The following is a 17,619-nucleotide window of genomic DNA, read 5'->3' as shown; positions in this document are numbered from 1 at the left end:
GACGGCAGCCGACTGATAGCCACACCCAGCACCCCTGGGCGACCCAACCCTACGAATGGCTCGATCAACCCGATCAAGAAGGTAGAGCCGACTGAGAGGCCTAGGACCAAAGCAGCAGGGTCGGTCAGGCTGTGGGTGGCGGACGGGGTATCCGGGTCCTGCCTAGGGTGAGGGCATGTCCGACACGGTGACGTTCGACCTCGACGCGTATCTCGGGCGGATCGGCTGGGAGGGGGAGCGGCGGGCCGACGCGGCGACGCTGCGCGGTGTGCATCTGGCACATATGCGGGCCATTCCGTTCGAGAACCTGGAGGCCCTGACCCGTACCGCCCCCTCTCTTGACCTTGCCGACCTGCTGGCCAAGCTGGTCCACGACCGACGTGGCGGCTACTGCTACGAGCACAACACACTGTTCGCGGGCGCGCTGGGGGCATTGGGATTCGGGGTGACTCGGCTGGCCGCGCGGGTCGTCCTCGGCGCGGACCGCATCGAGAGCCGCCCGCGCACCCATATGGCGCTGCTGGTCCGGGCGCCCGGCGACCCGCAGCCGTATCTCGCGGACGTCGGCTTCGGGGCGATCGGCGCGCTGCTGGAGCCGGTGCCGCTGACGGCGGACGTGGAGTTCACGGACGCCGGACGGAGGCATCGGCTGGTCCACGCCCCGCACGACGGGCCGCTGGAGCTGTGGGTGCTGGAGGCCCACCACGGGGGCACCTGGGAGCGGCAGTACGCGTTCACCCTGGAGCCGTTCGAGGAGCCCGACTTCGAGGTCATCAACTGGCACATCGGCACCAACCCGCGCTCCCCCTTCACCCAGCGCCTCTACGTCCAGCGCGTCACCCCGGACCGCCATCTCCTCCTCAACGGACGCGTTCTGACGGAGACCCGCGCGGACGGCACCGTCACCGAGTTCGAGCTCGGGGAGGAGACGGAGGTACACCGGATCCTGGACGAGGAGTTCGGGATCGCGGCCCCCGACGGGGCGATGCTGCTGACGTGACTCAGTCCCACCAGAAGTGCCAGGCCCGCTGGTCGAGCAGCCGGCGCTCGGCGTAGGTGCGCAGGGTGGTGTCGCTGTCCTGCCAGATGTTGTCCGGGCAGAACGCGAAGTGCTCGGCGGCGAGCGCCTCCGCGTCGGCGAGGGCCGTGGGCGGTGACGCGACCGACACCAGCAGGTGATCGAAACCGAGCGCGACGACCCGTATGCCGAAGCGGTCCTCCCAGGAACGGAGCACGGCACAGAGCCGGGCCACGTCGCCCTCGTGGTTCACCGGTCCCGACCAGCCGATCACCGCGGGTATGTCGGCGCTGCGGCGGGCGGGCACGAGTGCCAGACACGGGTTCTTGAGGGGTCCGCCGCCATCGAGGAGGGAGTCCGCGATGTCGGCGGCGACGGAGTCCGGGTCGGTGACGGGCCCGGCGGACGGCCCGGGGAAGTCCGCCAGTCCGGGCCAGTCCTCCCCCTCAGCCGCGCTGTCCTCCCACAGCTCCTCCAGCACCTCGTCCGCGTCGTGATCCCCCGGATACGACGTCTCCCCGGGCGCCAGTTCCCAGTCCTCCGGGCCGCCTTGACTCCCGTCGACCTCTATCAGCACCGGCAGCAGACCGGCCCGCGCGCCGGGCGCGCCCAGCTTCGTCCACACACCGGCCGACGCCGGCGTCTCGGCGTGCCACAACAACGGCTCGTGCCAAGGGCCTTCGTCGGTCGCGTCGATCAGTCGCCCGGGCGGGAGCGCGAGCCCGAGCGCCCTACCACTCGGGTCGGCCGCGATCGTGGGCAGCGGGTTGGGAAGAGTTGCCATGTCAGTGACTGTAGGGGCTGGTACTGACAACGGCTCCGGAAGATCTTGTGGAGGGAGGTTCACGCGGGGCGGGTGGGGCGGCTCTTACACATGAAGGGATTGGCGGTCGGCCGATGCCCGGAGGCTCTGGAGGAGAGGGGCGCCGAATGGATCCGGTTGTGGGGTCGGTCGTGGCTGGGGTGGTAGGGCTGGGAGTGCACTTGGTCGCCGTGGCGCGGGAGGAGTTGAGGCTACGGTGGGCCGCGCGTCGCGAGCGGGAGCGGGCGCGGTGCGAGTACGTGACCGAGCTGGTGCGGTCGCTGCCGAAGGGCTCCCGGCTGCATGAGGTCCAGGGCGACGGCAGTGAGTTCCATCTTGTGATCCCGGGTGACGGGGAAGAGGCCGGGAGGGGCTCGGCGTGACGGATCCGGGGCCGCCGGAGGACGCGGGCGACTCGCTGAGTCCGGTGCCGGTGGGTGGCAGCGGGGCGGGGGCTTCGGAGGAACGGGCTGCCCTGCCGGACCGTTTGTCACCGGAGGACGAGGAGGCGTTCAGCCGCTTCTACCGTGCGTACTTCGCGAGACTGACCGCCTACCTCGTGTATCAGGGGGCCTCGGTGCACATCGCCTCCGAGCTCGTGCAGGACACGATGCTCAAGGCGTCTCGGAAGTGGCACGGGATCAGGTCGCCCGGCAACTGGGCCTACAAGGTCGCTTATCAGGCGTTCGTCCGGTACGCCACGCGGCTGGAGGAGGAGCCGGTCGAGAGGGTTTCGGAGCCTACGGCCGTTCTGCACCGGCCCGGAGAGGCCGAGGCGTGGTTACAGGAGCAGGAGATCGTCCGAGCACTGGAGATCTTGCCGCCGAGGCAACGACAGGTGTTGGCCCTCACACTGGACGGCTGGGAGCCGGCCGAGATCGCCGAGCTGCTCGGGATCGAGGGGACGGCCGTACGGTCGAGTCTGCTCAAGGCGCGCCGAGCTGTTGCTGACCACCTCGCCGCCCGGGAGGAGGAGTGATGGTCGACGAACCGGCTTCCGGCCCGGGCGAACACGCCGACGAGTGGCTCCATGACGAGCACGACGAGCTGCGCTCGGGGCTGTCGCGGTTCCTGGACGTGGACCGTGGGCTGAGCGAGGTGCGGACGCATGTCGGTGGGCATGGGGACGTGGTGCGTGGGCTGGGTGGGGTGTTGGACGTCGAAGGGGGGCTCGCGTCGATCCTGGGAACAGGGGGTGCCGCCGGAACGGGGCCGTCGACAGGCACTGGGGAATCGGCCATCGCCGCGGCTGTGCGGGCTGTGCCCGTGGAGCGACGGCTGGCGCTGCGCCAGCACCCTGCCGCGGCCGTATGCGTCGGTGGTGGCCTGCTGGTCCGGGCAGTGGAGCTTGCCGCGGACCTCGATGGGGATCGGCATCGGCTTGTCCTGGCCGACGACAACTGGCTCGACCACTATCGCGAGCGGGTCTACCAACTCGCAGGGGAGTTCGACCGTTTCCGCCCCTTCGACACTCCCCAGGCCCGCGGCCGCACCCGTGACCTCGTTCGTCACCTCATGAGTACCCGTGCCCGTGGCCGTACCCGCGACTTCGCCGGCGAGAATGTCGCCCGCGCCTTGGCCGCCGACCTCGCCGACGCACTCGCCCGCTTCCTCGCCGAGGCACTCGATGCGGGCCTCGGCCTGACCAGTGTCCTCGAACTGGCCCGCGCCCGTGGTCTCGCCCTGGACATCCGTAATCGCCTCGCCCTGGACGTGGCCGTCGTCCGCGCCCGTGCCCTCGCAGACGACGTGGCCCTCGAAGCAGGCCGCCGACTCGACCTCCCCGACACAGCGGGCCTCGCCGACGCCCTTCTCGACGGTGTCCTGGACGACTTCACCCGCGCCGACCTGACCGACGTGGATCTCGACGAAGCCGATCTGGCCGGTATCCACTGGTCGGAGAGGGGCACGCGATGGCCCCTGGGAACTGACATCGAGGACCTACGCAGGAGGTCCCAAGAGACCGCCCCGAACTCCGGTGTCCACGTGCTCGGCCAGCCTCCGGCGGGGAACAGCCGTACCGGCGACGGCATCCGCGTCTAGCCGCCGACGATCACACCGTCCCCGCGACGAACGCCGCCCAAGCCTCCCCGCCCACCTGGAACGTCGGCCCACCCGGGTTCTTGGAGTCACGCACGTGCACGGCGTGGGGGCAGGCGGCAACCTCTACGCACTCGCCGCGTTCGCTGCCGCTGTAGCTCGACTTGAACCACTCAAGTGCGGTGCTCATTGCTCTCCTGGCAGACGGTCCAGCAGGTCCCGGGACTCGGGCCTGGTGAGGGCCTGCGTTCGCAGCATCGCATATTTGAGCGCAAGGATGGACACCTCATCGGGGTCGGAGACCCACTGGCTGCCCCGCTGACCTTCGACGTAGGCCAGACGCTGGTGGTCGGGCGTCTCGAGGAGCACGAACGGACTGTTGAGGCCGGCAAGCGAAGGGCTGTCCACCGGCAGGAACTGTAGGGACAGGCCTGGTAGTTCGGCGCATTCGCGCAAGTGGCGCAGTTGGTCTCGGCGGACCTTCGAGCCCCCGACGCAGATGTGCAGCACCGGCTCCCACACCACGAAGCTCAGCGTCGGTGGGCACTTGCGTTGCAGGATCTCCTGGCGCTCGACCCGAGCCTCCGTTTTGACCAGGATCTCGTCGTCATATGCCGGGACGCGCTCCCGAAGCACGGCTTGGGCGTACTCCCGTGTCTGCAGGAGGCCGGGCAGAACCTGGTTGGCGTAGAAGGACAGGGCGATGGCCTCCCGCTCGTGCACCATGCACTGCTCCGCATACAGCGGGAACTGGTCGATGTCCGGCATGTTGGTCACCCCGGCCGTCAACATGCCCTTTGTGTCGAGGAGTTCGTCCAGCGTCTCGGCGAGATCGGGCTGGAGCGCGCGCCTGCCCTGCTCGATCGACGCGATGGTCTCCTCGTCGGCCAGGACCGCCTCGCCGAGGGTGCGCTGGGTGTAGCCCGCGGCCTTGCGGGCGGTCTGGACCTGAGCGCCCACCGTGCGCATCGTGGAGAGGATCTTCTTCCGCGGCAGCTTCTTGGCGTTCAACCCTGGTACGGGTTCACGCACTGATCAACGGTAGTCACTCTGCGCGATCTTCGTCCCGTGAACGCGAAACCCGAACTCCCTTATCAGCGCGACCAGTTCTACCGACGCGACCGGCCGACTGGGACCGTGCCGACGACGTGTCGCTGTGCGTGAGCGAGTTGGCGACCAACGCGTTGCTGCACGGAGCGCCCCCGGGACGTGGGTTCCTGCTCGTGGCCGCGCTCAGCGACAAGTGAGGCGTGGGACGGCGGGACCCGGGCAAGGTGGTGTGGTGTGAGTTCGTGTGGGGCGCCGAGTGGGCCGGTTCAGTCGGCTTCGGCTGAACCGGCGTACGCCCGCGCGATCTTCGGGGCCAGGAGATCCTTGTACGGCTCGAAGATCTCCTCCGGGGAGAGACCGGACCTCGCCAGTCTGTCGCTGATGTGGTCGAGAGACCACGCCGGCCTCCCACGGATGATCAGCGGCATGACTTGCTCTGCCAGCTCCCGCGCCGCACGGTCCAGCGGAGAAGGCCACGACGCGTGCAGAGTCGCGATGACCTTCGCCAGGTCCTTCGAGCTTGCGTCCCCCGGGTATCGCGCCGGAAGCATCTCGTGGAAGAAGCCGTGCGACGGCGCCACGCCCCACATCCGCACCAGCAACTCGGTCTCGTCGGCAGAGGGGCGGCGGTCGGGGAGAGCGAAGAAGACGTGCCCCACGATGTAGCCGCCCTCGATGTCCAGCACCTCCTCGACAAGACTGGCGACCTCGCCGGGAGGCCACTTGCGGACGATGGCCTCCATCAAGGTGCCGTGCGTCAGCAGTCGTGGGTTGTCCATGAGCTGCTTCCGCACCAGGGCGACCACGTCCGCATAGGGCCGCTGAGCGATGGCCGCGACGCCCTTGCGCATGATCGGCGGGCTGTCAGCGGAGGTAGAGATCTCGTTGTGCAGGGCGAGGGTGTCCTCGACGGTACGTCCCGCCAGCGCCGCCCGAAGGAGTTGCGCCCCCAGCTCCACGCGGTTGAGGAAGGCACCGGCCTCCGTGAGTGCGAGGACCAGCCGGACGAGTTCCTCCGGCGGAAGTGAGAGCGCCAGCGCGATCCGCATACGGGCCGTGCCCTCCAGCCAGCGGTGCTCCTGCAAGCGGTCCGCGAGAAGCAGGATCTCCCGTGCCGGGCGTTCCCTCGCAAGGTGCTCGAAGAGGGGGTCGTGCGGGTTCCGGTCGCCCGCCAGCGCGGCGGCCGTCTCCTCGGCCCAGACGAACGGATCCGTCGGGACGTTCGCCAGCAGATCCCACCAGAGCGTCTCCTCCGGCAGTGCATTGTCCGTCGTAAATGCGCTGGTCAGGCCGTTGTCCGCGTTGTCCGTGCCGCGCGTGGCGGAAGCCGGGGAGGCCGGGGAAGCGGCGGACAACGGCAGCGTTTCCGCTTCCTCGTCGAGGGCGGTCAACGCTGTGTGTAGACGGTCGGCGATGGTTCGGCCGATCACCTCGGCGCGGTCCAGCGCGGCGTCGGCGTCGGCACCGAAGCCGCTGGGCGAGGCGAAGCCGTACAGGTCCTCCGCCGCCGGTTTCCCGGACGCGGCTTCGCCGCCGGGAGGCAGTTGTGCGGCGTCACGTAGCCGTCGTATCTCCTCGCGCACCCTGCGGGTACGGGTGAGGGCCTCGGTCAGCAGCGCTCTGGCGAGTCGCCCGTCTTCCTGCGCTCTCGCCAGTTCCGTCGCCGTCCGGCCCTTCCGGGCAGTCGTGCGGGCCAGCTCGGCATCCAGGCCGCTGAGCTGTTTCAGGTCCGGAGGCCGCGCGGTCATCGCCAACCTGCGCTCCTGAGTGAGCTGTTCGACCTCGTCGGCGAGGACGATCACCCACGTGGACAGCACGGAGGAGAGTGCGTCCGTGTCGCGCAGGGCAAGCTGGGACTGCTGCTGGACCCGAGTGAGCGCGGCGAGTTCGTCATTCCTGCGGTCGAGTTGTTCGTGGAGGTCGAGGAGTTTCGCCTGCGCCTTCAGAGCGACATCCTGAGCAGCTACCGCGACGTTCCTGACCGCCGTGGGCTGCCTTGTCAGGTCGAGTACCTGGGTGGTGTGCGTCTTCGCGATCTCCAGCAGTTGTGCGCCCTCTTTGCGCAACCGCGCACGTCCGGGCAGGAGCACGGTCGTCTCCGTGCACGCGAGGACGACGGCCTCGACGAACTCCGCGTCCAGCTTGAGGCCTGCCAGGCGCTCACCGATCGCCGACTTCTTCAGGCCGGTCGCCGCCTCCAGTTCGCCGAGCGTCAGCCCGGCCTCCTGCACGCGCTGCCGCAGGAAATGGGCGAGAGCCTCGTACTCCTGCGAACGCGCCCGCACCGGACCGAACTTCCGGCCGACCCGCGCCGGCGACTTCCCGTCCGCAGTGAGCGGAGCCTGCTCGGCCATGTTTCCCCCGGGGCCAATCCGTTTTCCGTGGACAGCGGACATTGTCCACCGGCATGACGCCCTTGTTCAGCGCCTTTCCGCCCGGAGGTGAGGACAACTCTCCGGCCCGGGAGGCTACTTGTGCGGACGGACTCGCCATCCGCGTCTCCATCTGCGGAGGAAGACCATGCACTCACCCAAGAGGCCGCTCGACCTGCTGGCGTTCGTCGCTGTGCTGCTCACCGTCATGGCCCTGTTGGTCATCGGCGTTCCCCCCGAGTCCCTGGCGATCGTCGTCGTCGCCATGGCGGGCCTGTTCGGAGCGTGGCTCGGCGCCGGAGGACGCCCGGGACAGGGCAAGCGGGAGTAGCCGGCACAGATGCACCTACCGAGCGAGCAAAGCCCCGCGCTCCGGGCGATCCGGGAGCGCGGGGCTTTTTTCTGCGGTTCGGGGCGTCAGAGCCGCTCAGGCGTCCTGATCCCCAGCAGCGCCATCCCCCGGTGCAGCGTCCGGGCCGTCAGGTCGCACAGGAACAGGCGGTTCTCCGTCTGCTCCGGGGTGTCGGCCTTCAGGACCGGGCACTTGTCGTAGAACGACGTGTAGAGCGACGCCAGTTGGTACAGGTAGGCGGCCAGCTTGTGCGGTGCGTACTCCGCGGCCGCCTCGAAGACCGTGTCGCCGAACGCGTCCAGGTGCAGGCCCAGTTCGCGTTCTGCCGGGGCGAGTTCGAGTTCGGGGCGCGCGGAGGGCCGTACGTCTCCGGCCTTGCGCAGGATCGACTGGATCCGGGCGTACGCGTACTGGAGGTAGACGGACGTGTCGCCGTTCAGCGACACCATCTGGTCCAGGTCGAACTTGTAGTCGCGGTTCGGGGACGTCGACAGGTCCGCGTACTTCACGGCGCCGATGCCGACCTGCACGGCCCGCTCCCGGATCTCGTCCTCGGTGAGGTCCTGCGCCTTCTCCCGTACGACCTCGGCGGCCCGCTGCACGGCCTCGTCGAGGAGGTCCTCCAGCTTCACCGTCTCGCCCTCACGGGTCTTGAACGGCTTGCCGTCCGCGCCCAGCACCGTGCCGTAGCCCATGTTGTGCGCGGTGACCTCGTCGGTCAGCCAGCCCGCCCGGCGGGCCGTCTCGAAGACCATCCTGAAGTGCAGGGACTGGCGTACGTCCACGACGTACAGCAGCGTCGTGGCGTGCAGGTCGAAGACGCGGTTGCGGATGGCGGAGAGGTCGCTCGCCGCGTAGCCGAAGCCGCCGTCCGCCTTCTGCACGATCAGCGGCACCGGCTGGTCGTCCTTGCCGCGGATCTCGTCGAAGAACACCACGAGCGCACCCTCGGAGCGCACGGCGACGCCGGACTCCTCCAGCAGCCGTGCCGTCTCAGGCATCAGGTCGTTGTACGCGGACTCGCCGACGATCTCGTCGTCCCGGACCTGCATGTCCAGCTTCTCGAAGACCGAGTAGAAGTAGACCTTCGACTCGTCCACGAACTGCTGCCACAGGTCGAGGGTCTCCTTGTCGCCGGACTGGAGGGCGACGACCCTCTTGCGGGCCCGCTCCTTGAACTCGTCGTCCGAGTCGAAGACCGCGCGCGACGCCTTGTACACCCGGTTCAGGTTCGACATCGCCTGCTCGCCGTCGACGTCCGTCGCCGGGGCCAGCTCGCCGGGGTTCTCGATCAGGTACTGGATGAGCATGCCGAACTGGGTGCCCCAGTCCCCGATGTGGTGCCGGCCGATCGTCTTCTCGCCGGTGAAGTCGAGCATGCCGCGGAGGGCGTCGCCGATCACCGCGGACCTGAGGTGGCCGACGTGCATTTCCTTGGCCACGTTCGGCTGGGCGTAGTCGATGACGGTGACGCCGGGGTCGGCGGCGAGGGGCACGCCGAGGCGGTCGGCCGGGTCGGCGTAGCGCTCCGCGAGGTTGGCGGTGATCGACTTGTCGGCGATCGTGATGTTGAGGAAGCCGGGGCCGGAGACCTCGATGTCCTTGATCAGATCGCCGGTGGTGATGTGGGAGACGACCTGGGCCGCCAGGTCCCGGGGGTTCGACTTCGCCTTCTTCGCCAGGGCGAGGATGCCGTTGGCCTGGAAGTCGGCCCTGTCGCTACGTCGCAGCAAGGCGTCTCCGACGGTTCCCGGGAGGGTGGCCGTGAGGGCGTTCGCGAGGTGCTGGTTGACGAGGTCGGTGAGGGACGTGACCGGGGCCATGGGGTGGGAGCCGTTCTCCTCGTGGGATTGATAGACACGGTCAGTATCCCATGGGGGGTGAAGCGGTTTTCTTGGCCGCGGGCCGGTGGGGGCTGGTCGCGCAGTTCCCCGCGCCCCTGTCGGGGCGCCTGGTGATAAGGCGTTTTCGTTGTTGCCCTCCTTGCTGGGAGAATGTGGACGTCAGCCGTTGACCGTACGGCTGCCCTATGCAGAAAGAAGGACGTGCCGACGTGGCTCAGAGCACCGAGACCACCGACTGGGTCTCCCGTTTCGCGGATGAGGTCATCGAGGAGTCGGAGCGTCGGGCCCCGGGCAAACCGGTTGTCGTCGCGTCCGGGCTGTCACCGTCCGGTCCCATCCACCTCGGGAACCTGCGCGAGGTCATGACCCCGCATCTCGTCGCGGACGAGATCCGGCGGCGGGGCCACCAGGTCCGGCACCTGATCTCCTGGGACGACTACGACCGGTACCGCAAGGTCCCGCTGGGCATCGCCGGGATCGACGAGTCCTGGGCCGAGCACATCGGCAAGCCGCTGACGTCCGTGCCCGCCCCGAAGGGGTCGTCGTACCCGAACTGGGCCGAGCACTTCAAGGCCGCGATGGTCGACGCCCTCGCCGAGCTGGGAGTGGAGTTCGACGGGATCAGCCAGACCGCGCAGTACACCTCGGGCGTCTACCGCGAGCAGATCCTGCACGCCATGAAGCACCGGGGCGACATCGACGCGATCCTCGACCAGTACCGGACCAAGAAGGCCCCGGCCAAGAAGCAGTCGCAGAAGCCCGTCGACGAGGCCGAGTTGGAGGCCGCGGAGGGTTCGGGTGCGGCCGCCGAGGACGACGGCGGCTCCGGCTCCGCCGGGTACTTCCCGTACCGGCCCTACTGCGGCAACTGCGAGAAGGACCTCACCACCGTCACCTCGTACGACGACGACACGACCGAGCTGTCGTACACCTGCGACGCCTGCGGCTTCGCCGAGACCGTGCGGCTGAGCGAGTTCAACCGCGGCAAGCTGGTCTGGAAGGTCGACTGGCCCATGCGGTGGGCGTACGAGGGTGTCGTCTTCGAGCCGAGCGGGGTCGACCACTCCTCGCCCGGGTCCTCGTTCCAGGTGGGCGGGCAGATCGTCGGGATCTTCGGCGGCAAGCAGCCCATCGGGCCGATGTACGCGTTCGTGGGCATCAGCGGCATGGCGAAGATGTCCTCGTCGCGGGGTGGGGTGCCCACCCCTGCCGACGCGCTGAAGATCATGGAACCGCAGCTGCTGCGCTGGCTCTACGCCCGGCGCAGGCCCAACCAGTCCTTCAAGATCGCCTTCGACCAGGAGATCCAGCGGCTCTACGACGAGTGGGACAAGCTGGACGGGAAGGTCACCGACGGTTCGGCCCTCCCCGGCGACGTCGCCGCGCACTCCCGCGCGGTGCGGACCGCCGGCGGTGAGCTTCCGCGTACGCCGCGGCCGATGTCGTACCGGACCCTCGCGTCCGTCGCCGACATCACCGCCGGGTACGAGGACCAGGCGCTGCGGATCCTCTCCGAGCTCGACCCGGAGCAGCCGCTGGGCTCCCTGGACGAGGTACGGCCGCGGTTCGACAAGGCCGAGGCCTGGATCAACACGCAGGTCCCCGCCGACCAGCGCACCATCGTGCGGGACGAGCCCGACGTAGCCCTGCTGAAGTCCCTCGACGAGGCGTCCCAGCAGTCCCTGCGACTGCTGCTCGACGGGCTCGCCGAGCACTGGTCGCTCGACGGGCTGACCCACCTCGTGTACGGCGTGCCCAAGGTGCAGTCCGGGTTCTCCGCCGACGCCACGCCCAAGGAACTGCCCGCCGAGATCAAGACCGCCCAGCGGACGTTCTTCGCCCTGCTGTACCACCTGCTGGTGGGGCGCGACACCGGGCCCCGGCTGCCCACGCTGCTGCTGGCCGTGGGCCAGGAGCGGGTACGGACGCTGCTCGGGGAGTGAGCCGCTCTACGTGAAGGGGGGGCGCCCGGCCTGTGCCGGGCGCCCCCCCTTCACGTACCACGGGCTACGCGATGTGGTCCTCTTCCAGTTCCGCGTTGTAGCGGTTCGTGAAGCGGTTGACCATACGCTTGGCCTCGTCCGGCGGGAGCGCGCTGCTGAACTCCGCCTCGACGTTCTCGCTGTATTCGCGTGGGGTCGGGTAGCCGGTGGTGCCTATCGACTTCTTGAAGACCAGGTAGTAGTCGTCTTCGGTCGGCTCGGCGGCGGGCGTACCCCCGCCCTCGCCGAGTTCGCGGGTACGGCCCGGGCTCACCGGGATGGGGAAACTGCCGGTTTCCTCCATCGAGGGTTCGGGGAGGGGGGGTTCCTCGAAGTACTGCTGCTGGGCGTACGCCACTTCCGGGTCGTACGTCGGGTCGTAGCCGCCCTGGTATTCGATGGCCTGCGGGTCGCGGGCGTGGAGCCAGAGGTTCTGATCCGGTTCGGGTACGTAGGCCTGCTGCTCGGCGTCGCGAGCGTCCTCACGCCGCGGGAACTGCTCGACGGGAGGTGCCGCCTCCTCCAGCGCGGGGGCCTTCGCAACGTCCTCCGTCAGCTCCTGCTTCGGCGGCGGAGGTATCAGCGCCGGCTCGATCCCCGCCGCCGCCAGGCCCGCCGGGGCCGTCTTCGCCAGCGGGACGCCGTACTTCGCCAGACGCAGCGGCATGAGGGACTCCACCGGGGCCTTGCGGCGCCAGGCGCGGCCGAAGCGGGAGCGGAGGCGGGCCTGGTAGACGAGGCGTTCCTGTTCGAGCTTGATGACCTGCTCGTAGGAGCGGAGCTCCCACAGCTTCATACGGCGCCACAGAAGGAACGTGGGGAGGGGGGAGAGGAGCCAGCGCGTCATGCGGACCCCCTCCATGTGCTTGTCCGCGGTGATGTCCGCTATGCGGCCGATCGCGTGGCGCGCGGCCTCGACCGAGACCACGAACAGGATCGGGATCACCGCGTGCATGCCCACGCCCAGTGGGTCCGGCCAGGCCGCCGCGCCGTTGAAGGCGATCGTCGCCGCCGTCAGCAGCCAGGCCGTCTGGCGCAGGAGGGGGAAGGGGATCCGGATCCAGGTGAGGAGCAGATCCAGGGCGAGAAGGACGCAGATACCCGCGTCGATGCCGATCGGGAAGACGTAACTGAAGTCCCCGAAGCCCTTCTTGAGGGCCAGTTCGCGGACGGCGGCATACGAACCCGCAAAGCCGATACCGGCGATGATGACGGCACCGGCGACGACTACTCCGATGAGTATCCGGTGCGTGCGTGTCAGCTTCAGTGGCGCGGCCACCCCGTACTCCCCTCCCAGTGCGTGTTGTTGCGCGCAACAGGGTGGCACACCTGTGCGTCGGGTGCGTTGCCGGTACGTCGTAGTGGAACCCCTCACCCGGTGCGGATGGTATGACTCCAGGTCGCGGGTCTAGACTGCATACATGTCGAAGGTACTGAATAAACTTCCAGTCGGTGAGCGGGTCGGAATCGCGTTCTCCGGCGGTTTGGACACCTCTGTCGCAGTGGCGTGGATGCGGGAGCGCGGCGCCATGCCTTATGCCTATACGGCGGACATCGGCCAGTACGACGAGCCGGACCTCGCCGACGTACCCGCGCGCGGCCGCGCCTACGGTGCCGAACAGGCACGGCTCGTCGACTGCCGCGAGGCCCTGGTCGAGGAGGGTCTGGCCGCGCTCGCCTGCGGTGCCTTCCACATCCGGTCGGCCGGACAGGCGTACTTCAACACCACCCCGCTCGGCCGGGCCGTCGTAGGCACCCTGCTGGTGCGCGCGATGCGTGACGACGACGTCTCCATCTGGGGCGACGGGTCCACCTACAAGGGCAACGACATCGAGCGGTTCTACCGCTACGGCCTGCTCGCCAACCCCGCCCTGCGCATCTACAAGCCCTGGCTCGACCAGGCCTTCGTCACCGAACTCGGCGGCCGGCACGAGATGTCCGCCTGGCTGGCCGAGCGGGACCTGCCCTACCGGGACTCCGCCGAGAAGGCCTACTCGACGGACGCCAACATCTGGGGCGCCACCCACGAGGCCAAGCGGCTGGAATTCCTCGACACCTCACTGGAGATCGTCTCCCCGATCATGGGCGTCCGCTTCTGGGACCCCGAGGTCGAGATCGCGGCCGAGGACGTCACCGTGGAGTTCGAGCACGGGCGGCCGGTGCGCATCAACGGGCGCGCCTTCGAGTCACCCGTCGAGCTGGTCCAGGAGGCCAACGCCATCGGCGGCCGGCACGGGCTCGGCATGTCCGACCAGATCGAGAACCGCATCATCGAGGCCAAGAGCCGCGGCATCTACGAGGCCCCGGGCATGGCGCTGCTGCACATCGCCTACGAGCGGCTGCTCAACGCCGTCCACAACGAGGACACCGTCGCCATGTACCACGTCGAGGGGCGCCGGCTCGGCCGCCTCCTCTACGAGGGCCGCTGGTTCGACCCGCAGGCGCTCATGCTCCGCGAGAGCCTCCAGCGCTGGGTCGGCTTCCCCATCGACGGCAGCGTCACCGTGCGGCTGCGGCGCGGGAACGACTACACCGTCCTCGACACCACCGGACCGCACCTCAGCTACCACCCCGAGAAGCTGTCCATGGAGCGCAGCGTCACCGCCGCGTTCGTGCCCGACGACCGCATCGGCCAACTGACCATGCGGAACCTGGACATCGCCGACTCCCGGACCAAGCTGGAGCAGTACGCCGCGCACGGGCGGCTCACCGCGTGGAACGGCCTCATCGGCGAACTGCCCCCGGGTGGCGCGGAAGCCATCTCGGCCGGGGACGAGACCGTGCCGGTCGATCCCGATGCGCTGGATCATGCGGCGATCGAGTCCGGCACGGACTGACCTGCGGTCCGGCTGGGGTGTGGGGCGCGTTGTTGGCTGCGGCGCCGTCGTGGCTGGGCGCGCAGTTCCCCGCGCCCCTTTGGGGCGCGGTAGAACCGCAACTCACTAGTTGGCGGCGGTCTTCGACGGGGAAGAAGTTGCCGACTTGGAAGGTGAGGGTGCTCCGGTGCCGTTGGCCTTGGAGACCGCCGTGACGGCCTCCTTGGCTGCCTTCTGTGCCGACTTGGAGAGGGTGTCCGCGCTCGGGGTCTTCTCGCCTGCGAGGCCGGCGCCGTTGTAGTCGAGGGTGACCACGACGTTCTCGACGCGCACCACGACCGTCTGCTGCTTGAAGGATCCCTCCTTCTTCTTGAGGTCGTAGCGCACCGACGTCGCCTCGTCACCCGTGCCCGCGACCGGCTCGGACTTGACGCTCTTCGCGCCGTCCACGCCCTGGGCCGTCTGGACCTGCTTGTCGTAGTACTCCTGGGCCAGCTCGTCGCCGGCGCCACGTGTGGTGTCCGAGTCGAAGCGGAGCAGGGAGACATTGAGCCAGCGGAACTGCGAGCCCTTCACGCCGTTGTCGTCCAGGCTGCTCCAGGAGCAGTTGCCGCGCGACGAGGCATCGTCCGACTTGCCCGCCTTGCCGGACTTGGCCTTCGGTACGAGATCACCCAGCGTCTTCTTCGACAGCACCGCACACGAATCCGGAAGCTTGCTGTACGCCGCGGCCTGCACCGTCGGCGACGCGCTCGCGGATGCCGACGGCCCGCTGCTCGCGCTCTTTCCGGCGCCGTCCGAGCCCGAAGCGGAGTCGGAATCGGAACCGGAGTCGGAGGAGCAGCCGGCGGCGATCAGCATCACGGGGACTACGGCCGCGCCGACGAGGACGCGGTTGAGGCGCTTCGTGCGCTGGTCTCGCTGTGCTGGTTGCTGCATGGTTCCTTCACTCATCACGCTTGTGGCTCCTGCGGTCGGATCGGGTCCGAGGGGCCACGGTACGCGGTGAAGGAGTTGTGCGTTTCTGCTTCACCCGCTTTGCAAACGGGCCGAGCGGCACGCTATTCGGCCAGTGACTCCGCCAGCTCGGCCGCCAGTTTCCGCGCCCTGTCCTGCATTTCCTTGCTGTCCGGCACGATGCCGACCGTCGCCGGCTGCTCCTCGTACTGGATGGTCACCATCACATTCGACGTGCGGAACGCCACAGTCACCGTGCGCTGCCGGGCCGTCGAACCGGCGCCGCTCAACGCGTCGTCCAGGAACGCCTCGTCGCCGAGACCCTCCAGGACACGAGGCTGAAGATCGGACGGGGTGGCGGACGGGGAAGGGCTGCCGCTGGAGCTCGGATCGGCCGAGTCGGAACCCGACGCGGACTCCGACGGCGACGCGGAGGGGGACGAGGAGTCGGACGCCGCATCGGACGGGGACTCCGACTCCGACGCCGACTCCGACGCGGAACCCGTCTCCGAGACCGTCGGCTCGGGAAGGTCGGCCGCCTCCTCCTGGGCCGCGAACAGCGACTGCGCCTCGCTGTCGTCGCTGACGGCGTTCTCGTACGACACCACGCGCTCGAAGTCGACCAGAAGGTGGTCGGTCGCGTCCGTCGACTCGACCTTCCAGCGGCAGCCGACCTTGCGGTCCGTGTCGTACGTCAACGTCGGGGTGCCCGCGTAGGCGTTCTCGCGCTGCTCCCCGTCCGGGATCTGCTTGATGCCGGGCAGGAGCGAGTCGAGAGAACCCTGGCTCACGACGCTGCACGGTTCCGGGAGCGTGCGGTAGCGGCCCGGCTGGGCCTCGGGGGCCGAGGTGCCGGTGTCGCCGGGGTTGGAGTTGTCCGTCGTACCGCCGTCTGCCGAGCCGCCGGTGCAGCCGGCCAGCAGCGCCGCGAGAAGCGCTGCGACGCCGGGTACGTACGCCTTCCGCTGCACGGTGAGGCTCCTCTCGACGGTGTCTCGTGCCGGGTCCGCTTGCCCGCTCTGCCAGTGTCCCCGCTGGTTAATCGCTTGCCGCGCGGGGGTGTCCGCTGGAGACAATGTGTATCGCACGCAACACCGTGGACGCCGGTCCGTTGTCTCATTCGTGAACCTTGGCGCTGGTTTTGCGATTTCAGTCTTTTGTTTTTTCGTGGGGGATCGAGGGCGATATGTCGTACGTGGAAATGCCGGGCGCGAAGGTACCCATCCGCATGTGGACCGACCCGGCGACAGTCGAGGACGTGGCACTCCAGCAGCTCCGTAACGTGGCGACCCTGCCGTGGATCAAGGGGCTGGCGGTCATGCCGGACGTGCACTACGGGAAGGGCGCGACGGTCGGTTCCGTCATCGCCATGCGGGGGGCTGTGTGTCCCGCGGCGGTGGGGGTGGACATCGGGTGCGGGATGTCGGCGGTCAAGACGTCGTTGACGGCCAATGACCTGCCGGGGGATCTGTCGCGGCTGCGGTCGAAGGTCGAGCAGGCCATTCCGGTGGGGCGGGGGATGCATGACAGTCCTGTGGAGCCGGGGCGGATGCACGGCTTCGGTACGGCCGGGTGGGACGACCTCTGGGGGCGGTTCGACGGGATCGCGGATGCGGTCAAGTTCCGTCAGGAGCGGGCCGGCAAGCAGATGGGAACGCTGGGTGGGGGCAACCACTTTGTCGAGGTCTGCACGGATACGGACGGTTCTGTCTGGCTGATGCTGCACTCCGGTTCCCGGAACATCGGCAAGGAACTGGCCGAGTTCCACATCGGCGTGGCCCAGAAGCTCCCGCACAACCAGGGCCTGGTCGACCGTGACCTCGCGGTCTTCGTCGCGGACACCCCGCAGATGGCGGCGTATCGGAACGACCTGTTCTGGGCGCAGGAGTACGCCAAGTACAACCGCACGATCATGATGGCGCTCCTGAAGGACGTGATCCGCAAGGAGTTCAAGAAGGCCAAGCCGACCTTCGAGCCCGAGATCAGCGCTCACCACAACTACGTGGCCGAGGAGCGGTACGACGGCATGGACCTGCTCGTGACCCGGAAGGGCGCGATCCGGGCCGGTTCCGGCGAGTTCGGGATCATCCCCGGCTCCATGGGCACGGGTTCGTACATCGTGAAGGGCCTCGGCAACGAGAAGTCCTTCAACTCGGCCTCCCACGGCGCGGGTCGGCGCATGAGCCGCAACGCGGCCAAGCGGCGCTTCTCGACCAAGGACCTGGAGGAGCAGACGCGGGGCGTGGAGTGCCGTAAGGACTCCGGTGTCGTGGACGAGATCCCTGGGGCGTACAAGCCGATCGAGCAGGTCATCGATCAGCAGCGGGACCTGGTGGAGGTCGTGGCGAAGCTGAAGCAGGTCGTGTGCGTGAAGGGCTGACGGGCT

The 17,619-nt window shown here is 68.8% G+C and carries 16 protein-coding genes; 8 read left to right on the top strand and 8 right to left on the bottom strand.

What is annotated here, in order from left to right; all coding sequences use genetic code 11:
- Positions 1-175: 175 nt before the first annotated feature.
- Positions 176-1,000, top strand: a complete 825-nt coding sequence (locus tag ACIHFB_RS36915) for an arylamine N-acetyltransferase (RefSeq protein WP_365281605.1) — start codon at positions 176-178, stop codon at positions 998-1,000.
- Between the two features lies 1 nt (position 1,001).
- Here the strand turns inward: ACIHFB_RS36915 and ACIHFB_RS36910 are convergent, their stop codons facing one another.
- A complete protein-coding gene (locus tag ACIHFB_RS36910; protein WP_365281603.1) occupies positions 1,002-1,802 on the bottom strand; it encodes a DUF4253 domain-containing protein in 801 nt (266 codons plus the stop codon).
- 170 nt (positions 1,803-1,972) lie between these two features.
- Between ACIHFB_RS36910 and ACIHFB_RS36905 the strand changes: the two genes are divergently transcribed.
- From ACIHFB_RS36905 to ACIHFB_RS36895, 3 genes are read left to right on the top strand one after another with little or no spacing between them, the layout of a single operon-like run.
- The gene (locus ACIHFB_RS36905) at positions 1,973-2,203 is read left to right on the top strand and encodes a hypothetical protein (RefSeq protein ID WP_365281600.1); all 231 of its coding nucleotides are present in this window, start codon (positions 1,973-1,975) and stop codon (positions 2,201-2,203) included.
- Positions 2,200-2,799, top strand: coding sequence for an RNA polymerase sigma factor (locus tag ACIHFB_RS36900; RefSeq protein WP_365281597.1), 600 nt, complete (start codon positions 2,200-2,202; stop codon positions 2,797-2,799). Before ACIHFB_RS36905 ends, ACIHFB_RS36900 begins: the two co-directional genes overlap by 4 nt.
- A complete protein-coding gene (locus tag ACIHFB_RS36895) occupies positions 2,799-3,863 on the top strand; it encodes a hypothetical protein (RefSeq protein WP_400129174.1) in 1,065 nt (354 codons plus the stop codon). Before ACIHFB_RS36900 ends, ACIHFB_RS36895 begins: the two co-directional genes overlap by 1 nt.
- Before the next feature lie 10 nt (positions 3,864-3,873).
- Here ACIHFB_RS36895 and ACIHFB_RS36890 read toward each other — a convergent pair whose 3' ends face one another.
- From ACIHFB_RS36890 to ACIHFB_RS36880, 3 genes are all read right to left on the bottom strand, one after another.
- Positions 3,874-4,050, bottom strand: coding sequence for a DUF397 domain-containing protein (locus ACIHFB_RS36890; protein WP_400129173.1), 177 nt, complete (start codon positions 4,048-4,050; stop codon positions 3,874-3,876).
- The gene (locus tag ACIHFB_RS36885; RefSeq protein WP_400129194.1) at positions 4,047-4,871 is read right to left on the bottom strand and encodes a Scr1 family TA system antitoxin-like transcriptional regulator; all 825 of its coding nucleotides are present in this window, start codon (positions 4,869-4,871) and stop codon (positions 4,047-4,049) included. The genes ACIHFB_RS36890 and ACIHFB_RS36885 overlap by 4 nt, the downstream gene beginning before the upstream one ends.
- Before the next feature lie 305 nt (positions 4,872-5,176).
- On the bottom strand, positions 5,177-7,264 hold the full coding sequence (locus tag ACIHFB_RS36880) for a hypothetical protein (protein ID WP_400129172.1): 2,088 nt from the start codon (positions 7,262-7,264) through the stop codon (positions 5,177-5,179).
- Between the two features lie 166 nt (positions 7,265-7,430).
- Between ACIHFB_RS36880 and ACIHFB_RS36875 the strand changes: the two genes are divergently transcribed.
- The gene (locus ACIHFB_RS36875) at positions 7,431-7,613 is read left to right on the top strand and encodes a hypothetical protein (RefSeq protein WP_365281582.1); all 183 of its coding nucleotides are present in this window, start codon (positions 7,431-7,433) and stop codon (positions 7,611-7,613) included.
- An 86-nt stretch (positions 7,614-7,699) separates the two neighbouring features.
- Here ACIHFB_RS36875 and argS read toward each other — a convergent pair whose 3' ends face one another.
- Positions 7,700-9,457 carry an arginine--tRNA ligase gene (argS, locus tag ACIHFB_RS36870; protein ID WP_400129171.1) on the bottom strand — a complete coding sequence of 586 codons (1,758 nt, stop codon included), beginning with the start codon at positions 9,455-9,457 and terminating at the stop codon, positions 7,700-7,702.
- A gap of 206 nt (positions 9,458-9,663) precedes the next feature.
- On the opposite strand from argS, the gene lysS reads away from it, so the two are divergent.
- Positions 9,664-11,421 (top strand): lysine--tRNA ligase, encoded by a 1,758-nt coding sequence (gene lysS / locus ACIHFB_RS36865; protein WP_400129170.1) that lies wholly within the window; start codon positions 9,664-9,666, stop codon positions 11,419-11,421.
- A 64-nt stretch (positions 11,422-11,485) separates the two neighbouring features.
- Here the strand turns inward: lysS and ACIHFB_RS36860 are convergent, their stop codons facing one another.
- Positions 11,486-12,739, bottom strand: coding sequence for a DUF2637 domain-containing protein (locus ACIHFB_RS36860; RefSeq protein ID WP_400129169.1), 1,254 nt, complete (start codon positions 12,737-12,739; stop codon positions 11,486-11,488).
- A 142-nt stretch (positions 12,740-12,881) separates the two neighbouring features.
- Here ACIHFB_RS36860 and argG point away from each other — a divergent pair, with 142 nt between their 5' ends.
- Positions 12,882-14,297, top strand: a complete 1,416-nt coding sequence (gene argG, locus ACIHFB_RS36855; RefSeq protein WP_365281571.1) for an argininosuccinate synthase — start codon at positions 12,882-12,884, stop codon at positions 14,295-14,297.
- A 105-nt stretch (positions 14,298-14,402) separates the two neighbouring features.
- Here the strand turns inward: argG and ACIHFB_RS36850 are convergent, their stop codons facing one another.
- Positions 14,403-15,230 carry a DUF3558 family protein gene (locus ACIHFB_RS36850; RefSeq protein ID WP_400129168.1) on the bottom strand — a complete coding sequence of 276 codons (828 nt, stop codon included), beginning with the start codon at positions 15,228-15,230 and terminating at the stop codon, positions 14,403-14,405.
- A 107-nt stretch (positions 15,231-15,337) separates the two neighbouring features.
- Positions 15,338-16,204: a DUF3558 domain-containing protein gene (locus ACIHFB_RS36845; protein WP_365281565.1), complete on the bottom strand. Its 867-nt coding sequence runs from the start codon at positions 16,202-16,204 to the stop codon at positions 15,338-15,340.
- A 215-nt stretch (positions 16,205-16,419) separates the two neighbouring features.
- On the opposite strand from ACIHFB_RS36845, the gene ACIHFB_RS36840 reads away from it, so the two are divergent.
- Positions 16,420-17,613, top strand: coding sequence for an RtcB family protein (locus ACIHFB_RS36840; protein ID WP_365281562.1), 1,194 nt, complete (start codon positions 16,420-16,422; stop codon positions 17,611-17,613).
- Positions 17,614-17,619: the final 6 nt, after the last annotated feature.

The sequence above is a fragment of the Streptomyces sp. NPDC051963 genome (assembly GCF_044593495.1).
In the GTDB taxonomy this organism is placed as follows: domain Bacteria; phylum Actinomycetota; class Actinomycetes; order Streptomycetales; family Streptomycetaceae; genus Streptomyces.
This window is presented reverse-complemented; position numbering and strand designations above follow the sequence as displayed.